Consider the following 9,197-nt stretch of genomic DNA (forward strand, 5'->3'; position numbering starts at 1 on the left):
AAGATATTATATGTTTATGTGATCCGTCAATTGGAACGCCGATGAAACGCCTGCTCCTTGCCCTGGCCCTCGGGCTGGCCCCCCTGCCCGCGCTGGCCGCCGATCTGGTCATGGTCGAACAGGACGGCTGCCACTGGTGCGCCCGTTGGAACGCGGATCTCGCGCATATCTACCCCAAGACCGAGGAAGGCAAACGCGCGCCCCTGCGCCGGGTCAACCTGCGCGCCCTGCCCGAGGATATCACCTTTACCTCGCGCCCGGTCTTCACCCCCACCTTCGTGCTGGTCCATGACGGCAAGGAGCTGGGCCGCATCGAAGGCTATGCGGGGGATGAGTTCTTCTGGTTCCTGCTGGGCAAGCTGCTCGACGCCCATCCGGAGGAAACAGAGCCTAAATCATAGGCATGTGCACCGCTCTGGACCTGGCGGGTTCTTGCATTAATTGCCATATCAACGCCCAATGGGTATGAGGACCCGAAATTGCGAGATAGCCAGAGCTTCATGTCACTTCCCGTCATCACCAAGGATATGTCCGACGCCGAGATCGAGCGGATGATGGAAAGTGCCTGCAATGCGTCGAACTTCCTCAAGGCGATCAGCCACGAGGGGCGGTTGATGATCCTCTGCCATCTGTCCACCGGCGAAAAATCCGTGACCGAGCTGGAAGAGCTGCTCTCCGCCCGGCAGGCCGCCGTCTCGCAACAGCTGGCCCGGCTGCGCGCCGAAGGGCTGGTTGCGCCGCGCCGCGAGGGCAAGGCGATTTATTACAGTTTGACAGATCCCCGCGCCGTTCAGATACTTGATCTCGTCTACGACCTGTTCTGCAAGGACGGGTAGCGCGCCTCGCCACGCCCCGTAGACATACGGGAGGAACCACATGCTGGACAGCATTTCAGACGCAGGGCTTTTGGCCCTGATCGGGCTTGGGGGCGGCCTCATCCTGGGGCTCGCCGCGCGACTTGGACGTTTCTGCACCCTCGGCGCCATCGAAGACGCGCTCTATCAGGGCAGCGACATACGGCTGCGTATGTGGATACTGGCCATCGGGGTGGCGGGCCTTGGCACCTTCGGCCTCGTGGCCCTCGGCGCGCTCGATCCCGCACAGACCATCTATCATCTGGCCCCCTGGTCGCCCGCCTTTGCCATCACCGGCGGGCTGCTCTTCGGCTATGGCATGTCGCTGGCGGGCAACTGCGGGTTCGGCGCACTGGCGCGGTTCGGCGGCGGCGACCTGCGCTCTTTCGTGATCGTGCTGGTCATGGGGATCAGCGCCTATGTCATGCTGTCAGGGCCGCTCGCCCAGCTGCGCCTCGCCGGTCTTTCCCTGACCGAAATATCGACGCAGACCCGCAGCTACCCGCAACTGCTGAGCATGGCCACTGGCCTCCCTTCCCTGCCCTTCGGCCTGCTGATCAGCGCGGCGATCACCGCCGCCGCCCTCTGGTCCCGCGACTTTCTGCGCAGCCCCAGGGCGCTTGCCTGGGGCACGCTGGTGGGCCTTGCCATCGTCAGCGGCTGGGCCGGCACGCAATGGGTGGCCGACGCGCGCTTTGGCGCGGCTCCGGTCAACAGCCACACCTTCACCTCGCCCTTGGGCGAAACACTGCTCTTCCTGATGACCTCCAGCGGCGGCGGGCTGACCTTTGGCGTCGGCGCGGTCTTTGGCGTGCTGGCCGGGGCCTTCATCGGCAGCCTGATCAAGGGACATTTCCGCTGGGAAGCCTGCGAGGACCCGCGCGAATTGAAACGACAGGTGCTGGGCGCGGTCCTCATGGGGTTCGGCGCGATCCTGGCCATGGGCTGCACCATCGGACAGGGGCTTTCCGCCTTCTCACTGCTGACGCTGAACGCCCCCATCGTCTTTCTGTCGATCTTCACCGGCGCCGCCTTCGGCCTGCGCCAGTTGATCATGGGGCGCCCCTTCGGCTGGCTGCAGTCCTGACGCCCCCACCCTTCAGGGCAGCGCGTACCACGCTCCCCGCGCCCGCCCGTGCAGCTTCAGATGCCCCTCTTCCACCAGCTTGCGGAAATGCTGTTTCAGCGTATTGCGATTGGCCCCGGTCAGCCGCGCGGCCTCCGCCATGGTCAGCCGCCCGTGGTCCCGCGTCAGCTGCACCAGCTCGGCCGCCAGTTCCGGCAGCGCGCCCATCATCAGCCGCTCCCGCTCCACCCGCGTCTTCAGCCGCGACATCTGGCGCTGCGCCGCACTGAGGAAAAACTCCATCCACGGCTGCCAGTCCGGATGGGCCGTGCGAATGGTGCTCTGGGTCTGACGCAGCGCCAGGTAATAGGCTTCCTTGCTCTGCTCAATCACGCTCTCCATCGACCCATAGGGCACGTAGGAATAGCCCGCCCGCAGCATCAGCAAGGTGGTCAGCACCCGGCTCAGCCGCCCGTTGCCATCCTGAAACGGGTGGATCTCCAGAAAGACCACCACGAATATCCCGATGATCAGCAGCGGATGCAGCGCCTTGCGCTCGGTCTGCACCGCATACCAGTCCAGCAGCTCGCGCATCAGCCGCGGCGTGTCAAAGGGCGAAGCAGTCTCGAACACCACGCCGATCTGCACGCCATCCTCATCAAAGGCCGCGATGGAATTGCTGGCGGTCTTGTAGCCCCCGCGGTGCCGCTCGTCCTTGCCGCTGTGCCGCAGCAGGTCTCGGTGCAGCTGCAGGATGTGATTTTCGGTGATGCTGATCTGATCCCAGGCGGCAAAGATCGTCTCCATCGCCTCGGCGTATCCGGCTACCTCCTGCTGGTCGCGCGTCTCGAACGGCTGCACCTCGATGTTGCTCAGCAGCTGGCGCACCTCCGCATCCGACAGCTTGCTGCCCTCGATCCGGGTGGACGAGCCAATGCTCTCGATCGTCGCCACCCGCCGCAGCGCCGACAGCCGTTCCGGCGCCAGCGTCCCCAACGCCCGCCACGCGCCTTTGAATTCGTCGATCTCCGAGATCAGCGAGAGCATTTTGGGAGAGATGGTCAGGGTATTCGTGATCAGCATACCCGCAACTACACCCATTTACACCCATTCCGCAACCCGCAACTACACCCGTTTACACCCAATACCAACATGCTCCATGGTTTTTCCAAACCGATGCAGTCACCCGCCCTGCGGGGAATCGCCCTCCGCGCTGTACCAGGGGATTCGCCACGCGTGCCCCCTACCCCATGGGTACACGGGGCGACGAAACGTTCTACAGATCAGCCAACCCTCTTTGAAAACACTATGAAAATAAGGGGATAAGGTGCATAATTCATGTACTGCCCGCTCAAAGCAAAGAAAATCTTGCCATAGTCTTGGTATTTCGGGCTATATAGGCCTTAATACCAAGAAAACGCGGCAGTAGTCCGTGCATTGAGCAGGCGGCCCAAATGTGGGATCACTTTAAGACAGCAAATGTCCGGCGTTACCCGCTGGACCTTCCCCGACCCTTTTTTGCGCAGCCGCAAAAGGAGGCGCTGATGTAGTATTGGCAACTGCAAAAACAAAGCCGAGCGGCGGCAACCACTCGGCTTCATTCAAAACAACCATGTCGGCTGTCCTTGTCTGATACCCAAAGATAGCGCGGCACCCCATAACCTGCAAGCTTTTTGCATTGCGGGAACGAGGTAAATATGTCCGAGCACCCGTCATTTGACCGAAAAAAAGGGTTCGTTGCCCTCCCCGTCGAGATCCTCGACATCGACCTGAGCCCAGGCGCCTTTCGCACGCTGGTGGAACTCTGCCGCATGGCCAATGCCGAAGGCTATTGCTGGCCCTCCCTGGACCAGTTGAGCCAACGGTCCGGCCGATCAAAATCCGCCATTTCCGGCTATCTCAAGGAGTTACGAAGAGCAGATTTGATCGAGACCGAGGAACAGCAAACCGCAAGCGGCTACAACTACCGGCTCAAATATCGCGTAACGTTCTGGCGGGATTGGCGGTCATCGTTGAGAGGCAAAACCACACCCAAAACTGAACGCAGTGTTCAGCCCAGTGAACGCCTTAAGGATTCTAAAAATCATATCCATAAAAATCACTCAGCAATGGATTTGGAGTCCAATTTGGATCACTTGCTTGAACAATGGGCGCGCTGCTTCAAGGGCGCGCCCTACCCGTCCGCAAAAACAATTCCCACATCTCAGATGCTGACATCGACGGACGAGCATCTTGCGCGCGGAACAATGAAACCCATCTCCGCGGATATAACCGCACAACTTACCAAGCTTTGGACAGAATTGAGTTTGGATTCAGGAGAGGCCTACGTTTCAGAGCAGGTGGAATGGCTACATAAATCTGGCTTTTCAGGGAGTGAAACTGCGGGAATTATTGTCCATATCCAGAAGCATTGGCCCCGGCATTGGCGCCAGTTTCCGACCCTCCAGCAGTTCGAAAAGCTTGTGAAGGCCTCTGGTATCACCGCCGATGCCCGGAAACGAAACCTGCTGAAAAGCTACCTGAAACGCTGGGGGCTGGCACAAAAGCACTTGCGTAACGACACGCCCTCCTGTTCTTTGAACACAGCGTTCATCCCGGCGAAATCAGGGATGAATACACAAAAATATCCGTGGATATAATTGATGGCATACGGGCAGTTTGAGCAATTTATCCGGAATATGAGCCGGGTCATGGGCGCGGTGAACACCAAATTGCAGCGCGATTTGACCTTGCGCACGCGCGTTGCACGGCGGTTTTCCATGGTGGAAATTGCAAGCCTGTTGGCCGTCGACACAACCTATCTGACCCGGATATCGAATGAAGAGGCGATGTTCCCAGAGGGTGAAAAACAGGGCCGGGAGCGGACATTCTCGCCGTCCGAGATCATGCTGATCCGCGCGATCATCGGCTCAAACAAGGCGGCCAAGCGGCCCTACCTCCACTGGCGACAGGCGGGCGATCCGGTCAAGGTTGTGACCTTCGGTGCGCAGAAAGGCGGGACCGGCAAGTCTTTAAGCGCTGCTCATTTTGCGCAATATGTGAACTTGCACTACGGGTTGCGCGTGGGGGTAATCGACGCGGATCCACAGGCCACCGTCAGCCTCTATTTTGCCGATGAAAAGCTGCCGCTTTTTGAGCCGGATACGCCGACGCTGGCGGATTTCATGGGGGTGGACGATCCGGCTGCGGTGAAGCTGACCCCACCGTCCGGGCGCGATCTGGATCGGATCTGGCAATCCACACCCTGGCCCGGCGTCCGGCTGATCCCCGGCGGGGCGAATATTCAGAACGGCGACATCAGCCTGTTTTTCATGTCGCAGCAGTCCCAGGTGCCGGTCTACCGGGTGCTGAAAGACGCTATTGCGACATGGGATGCCGACAACGGGCCGCGCACTGCGAATGACGATCTCCGCGGAGAAGACGGGGCCTTTGATATGGCCGCCTATACACGGGCCCTGTCGGAAACCGTTGATGTGATCGTGATCGATCAGCAGCCCTCGCTGACGCTGATGCAGCTCAATGGGTTGGTGGCGGCGGACAATGTGGTGATCCCGCAGACGATGAAGGGGTTCGATCTGGCGACCCTGGCCACCTATGTGTCGAACATCGGCGAGTATCTGGAGTTCATCATGGGCTTTGAAGCGGACATCGAGATCGGGGCAGGCGAACACATGGTTCTGCCAACCATCGTTCAGGAACAGAACACGCAGGATACCGATCAGATTCTCGACCTCTATCGCAAGGCGCCGCGCGAGGTGATGCAGGTCTGGTACAGCCGGTCGGACGCCATTGCGAATGCCGCCGAAGAGTACAAGAGCATCTATGAATACATGCCGCCGAAGACCCGGCGCGCCTCGGCCAAGGCTTTCATGGCCAATGCCAATGCGGTCAATGACGCGCTGGTGCAGCGCATCTGGCCGGAGCTGCCCCCGAAAGACTTCGCCAAGACCTTCATAAAGGAGCGCTGGAGCTGATGGCCCGCAAACGCAAACTCGATGCCTCGATCCCGGATGAGGCTCTGACAGGCCCTGCAGAGACGGATACAGACCGTAAGGGCGCCATGGGCGGCATGTGGGCCGGGTCGGCCATGAACATGCTGAAACAGCGGATCGACGATGCGCATGGCTCCCTGTTTCAGGGGGTGATGGCGGGCACGGTCGTGCTCGATCTCGACCCTTCGCAGATCAGGGACGAGGTCGGCAGCGACCGCATTGCGCCCTGGCAGGAGGATGAGGATTTCGCCGCGCTGGTGGCCAACATCAAACGGCGCGGGCAAACGCAGCCCATTCGCGTGCGCCCGGTGGAGGAGACCTGGGAGGCGGACCGTGCAAACCCGCTGGAGACCACGGCGGAATTCTACATCCAGTCCGGACGGCGGCGGCTGGAGGCCTGCCGGGTGCTGGGGCAGCCGGTCAAGGCGGTGATCGCCACGGTGCAGGGCGACCGCGACCTTGCCGATCTGGAAGAGCGGTTCCACGAGAACACCATGCGGCGGGACCTCAATGGGTTCGAGGAACTGATCTCCATCGGGTTACTGGCGGAAAGCCTGCGCGAGCTGACTCAGACCGAGATCGCGGAGCGGTTGAACGTGGGGCAGGGGGATGTCTCGCTGGGTCTGGCCTGCCTGGAATTGCGCGACAAAATCCTTGAGGAAGTGGACATCTCCACCACGCCGAAACGACAGTATCGGGCGATTGTTCCGAAGCTGAAACGGGGGGAACGGTTGTCGCCGTTGTTGCCGCCAGCGCTGACCGGGGACACGGTGCAGCGGTTCGACGTGCGCGGTATTCCGATGACGGCCAAGAAGCAGCCCAAGGGCTATCAAATCCAGATGCGCAACACCAAGGTGTCCGAAGACGATCTGGAGGCTTTGCTGGTCGATCTGGCGAAAGTGGTGATGAAGTACCAGATCAAAAAACCCTGATAAATCGTATGTTTTCAAATAAAATATAATAAAATCAATATTTTAAGATGAAGCAACACCCCGGTGTGACCTTCCTGCGCCGGTTAGGGTTTGATTAACCAAAGATCAAATGACGTAAGGGAGTTCCGGTGCTACTCTGCCACCATAAGGAGAATCCTCGTGGCGCAGATTTCAGCCTCCGACCGCAAATCCGTTCCGGTTCAGACCCCTGTCAGAAGCGCCGCGTCCTCGCAGCACAGCTCGGATATGTCTGCGGTTGCGGGGCAAGACAGCAGCCTGACTGCGTTGCAACGGCGCGCCGATGACAGCGCCGTGGTGGCGCAACTGGCCCGATGGGGGCAGGGGGCGGCACAGCTCAAACCGGTTGACGAAGAGGGGCGTGCCAAAGGCGGATTACCGGGTGCTTTGCGCAGCGGGGTCGAGCGCCTGTCGGGCATGGATATGAGCGCTGTTCAGGTGCATTACAATTCGTCCGAGCCGCAGAAGGTCGGCGCCCATGCCTATGCGCAGGGTACCGATATTCACCTTGCCAGCGGTCAGGAAAAACACCTGCCACATGAGGCCTGGCACACGGTGCAGCAGGCGCAAGGCAGGGTGCGCCCGACCCGGCAGCTCAAGGATGATGTCCAGATCAACGATGACGCCGGTCTTGAAAAGGAGGCCGATATGATGGGGGCCAAGGCGATGTCCCTTGGCGCCGGTGGGGTGGCGCAGGGCAAATCCATCCGGGGGCACCTGTTGTCGACCGCCACCAACACCACCACACCGGAACGTTAAGGCTCCTTTACGCATGTCCCACCGCTGCCCGATCTTTTGCCGTCTTGGTCTGCTGCTGATCCTGACGCTGACCTTCGCCTTGCACGTCGGGGCCTGTGAGGTGCCCGAGGGTGACCACGATCTGGTGGTGGCCGTGCGGTCGGCGGAACCCTTCACCTACATGGGGCCGGATGGCATGCCGCGCGGGTTCGCGGTGGATCTGTGGCATTCGGTGTCGACGGATATCGACAAGACGACGGCCTTTGTGAACTGTGATAGCATCGATGCGCAGGAGCAGGGGTTGCGGCGCGGCACGGTGGATGTGGTGATTTCGCCCCTGACCATCACGTCCGAGCGGATGCTGACCTATGATTTCAGCCAGCAGTATCTGTCATCCGGGCTGACGCTGGCGGTGGCACAGGACGGGGCGATTGATTTCGAGGCGGCGATCGAGACCATCACGGACACGGTGTTTCAGCCTACGGTCGCGCGGGCGATCATCCTGTTTTTGCTGCTGAATCTCGTGACGGCGTTTTTGTTGCGCGCCTTCATGCTGAATCTGGCGACGGGGTCGGAGGATGATCCGCCGCCCGGCGCGGTGCGCACCTGGATGGCCTATATGCTGGAGGCAGTTGCGCGGACGTCCGGATTGAAGGGGATCGGTGACGGGTTTGCTACGCTGATGGGCAAGATTTTCGAGATGATCATGGCGGTGGTCGGCACGGCGCTGTCGGCGATGATCCTGGGTGTGATCACCTCGGCCTTTGTCGGGGCCATCGGGGGGAAGCCGCCGGTCTCCGCGCAGGCTCTGCCGGGGCTGAACATCGCCGTATTGCGCTGTTCGACGGCGCAGGAATTCTTGCGGCGGGAGACCACCGAGGCGGCGTTTCGCGCCGATGAGGGCAGCGAGAAACAGGAGAAGCTGAAAGCGCGGGCGCAGTGGCTGGCGTGCGAAGGTCACAATACCAACACGCGCAAGATCGAAGCCATGCCGGCGGATGGCTTGCCCGGCGGTGTTGTGTTGACGCCCACGTGGAAGGAGGGGGTCGAGGCGCTTTACCAGGGCAAGGTGCAGGCGGTGCTTGGCGACTGGATTGCGCTGTCTTACATGTCGCGGCGGTCGCCTTATGACGGGCAGATCACCGTGCAGGACAGTGTCTACCGGAACGAGCCCTATGGCTGGGCGATCACACGCGCGGGCAGCAACGATGATCTGCGTCGGGCCATTGACAGTGCGCTGATCGAGCGGATGCGCGACACCGACTGGCGCAAGCGGATCGAGAACACGCTCGGCTCCGGCGCGATTGCGCCGAACTGATGGGTCAGCATGAAGAGATACGCGCCGCGGCCCCGCAGGATCTGACCACGCGGTCCTATCTGTTGTATTTTCAGTCGGGGCATTACGACCGGCGCTATCCCAATCCCAATCTCTCCACATGGCGGCGGATGCTGGATTTGTTGCCGCCGGGCGGTCACGTGATCGATTTCGGCTGTGGCAACGGGCGCTATCTGTTGCGTCTGAAAGGGCGGGCAGGGGTGGCGGCCGGGTTCGACATCAACACCGCGGCGCTGGAGATGCTGGCAGAGCGGGCGGCGG

General features: G+C 60.9%; 10 protein-coding genes. 9 read left to right on the plus strand and 1 reads right to left on the minus strand.

Features of this window, described 5'->3' with window-relative positions; all coding sequences use genetic code 11:
• The first annotated feature begins 41 nt into the window (after positions 1-41).
• From Q1A07_RS20800 to Q1A07_RS20810, 3 genes are all read left to right on the plus strand, one after another.
• Positions 42-401 (plus strand): hypothetical protein, encoded by a 360-nt coding sequence (locus Q1A07_RS20800; RefSeq protein WP_195822724.1) that lies wholly within the window; start codon positions 42-44, stop codon positions 399-401.
• Positions 402-500: 99 nt separating this feature from the next.
• Positions 501-836: a metalloregulator ArsR/SmtB family transcription factor gene (locus tag Q1A07_RS20805; RefSeq protein ID WP_195822723.1), complete on the plus strand. Its 336-nt coding sequence runs from the start codon at positions 501-503 to the stop codon at positions 834-836.
• Between the two features lie 40 nt (positions 837-876).
• Entirely contained in the window at positions 877-1,941 is a 1,065-nt protein-coding gene (locus Q1A07_RS20810) for a YeeE/YedE family protein (RefSeq protein ID WP_299784259.1), read from the plus strand.
• A gap of 12 nt (positions 1,942-1,953) precedes the next feature.
• On the opposite strand, the gene Q1A07_RS20815 is transcribed toward Q1A07_RS20810, so the two are convergent.
• Positions 1,954-3,003: a Fic family protein gene (locus Q1A07_RS20815; protein WP_299784261.1), complete on the minus strand. Its 1,050-nt coding sequence runs from the start codon at positions 3,001-3,003 to the stop codon at positions 1,954-1,956.
• A 614-nt stretch (positions 3,004-3,617) separates the two neighbouring features.
• Here Q1A07_RS20815 and Q1A07_RS20820 point away from each other — a divergent pair.
• From Q1A07_RS20820 to Q1A07_RS20845, 6 genes are all read left to right on the plus strand, one after another.
• Positions 3,618-4,559 carry a helix-turn-helix domain-containing protein gene (locus Q1A07_RS20820; protein WP_299784263.1) on the plus strand — a complete coding sequence of 314 codons (942 nt, stop codon included), beginning with the start codon at positions 3,618-3,620 and terminating at the stop codon, positions 4,557-4,559.
• 39 nt (positions 4,560-4,598) lie between these two features.
• Positions 4,599-5,894, plus strand: a complete 1,296-nt coding sequence (locus Q1A07_RS20825) for a ParA family protein (protein WP_299784264.1) — start codon at positions 4,599-4,601, stop codon at positions 5,892-5,894.
• The gene (locus tag Q1A07_RS20830; protein WP_299784265.1) at positions 5,894-6,844 is read left to right on the plus strand and encodes a ParB N-terminal domain-containing protein; all 951 of its coding nucleotides are present in this window, start codon (positions 5,894-5,896) and stop codon (positions 6,842-6,844) included. Before Q1A07_RS20825 ends, Q1A07_RS20830 begins: the two co-directional genes overlap by 1 nt.
• 159 nt (positions 6,845-7,003) lie before the next feature.
• Entirely contained in the window at positions 7,004-7,621 is a 618-nt protein-coding gene (locus Q1A07_RS20835; RefSeq protein ID WP_299784266.1) for a DUF4157 domain-containing protein, read from the plus strand.
• Between the two features lie 13 nt (positions 7,622-7,634).
• Positions 7,635-8,918, plus strand: a complete 1,284-nt coding sequence (locus tag Q1A07_RS20840; RefSeq protein WP_299784267.1) for a transporter substrate-binding domain-containing protein — start codon at positions 7,635-7,637, stop codon at positions 8,916-8,918.
• A partial coding sequence (locus tag Q1A07_RS20845) for a methionine biosynthesis protein MetW (protein ID WP_299784268.1) occupies positions 8,918-9,197 on the plus strand: 280 nt, incomplete at its 3' end. The genes Q1A07_RS20840 and Q1A07_RS20845, both read left to right, overlap by 1 nt.

The organism is uncultured Roseobacter sp., from assembly GCF_947492555.1.
Taxonomy (GTDB): Bacteria; Pseudomonadota; Alphaproteobacteria; order Rhodobacterales; family Rhodobacteraceae; genus Roseobacter.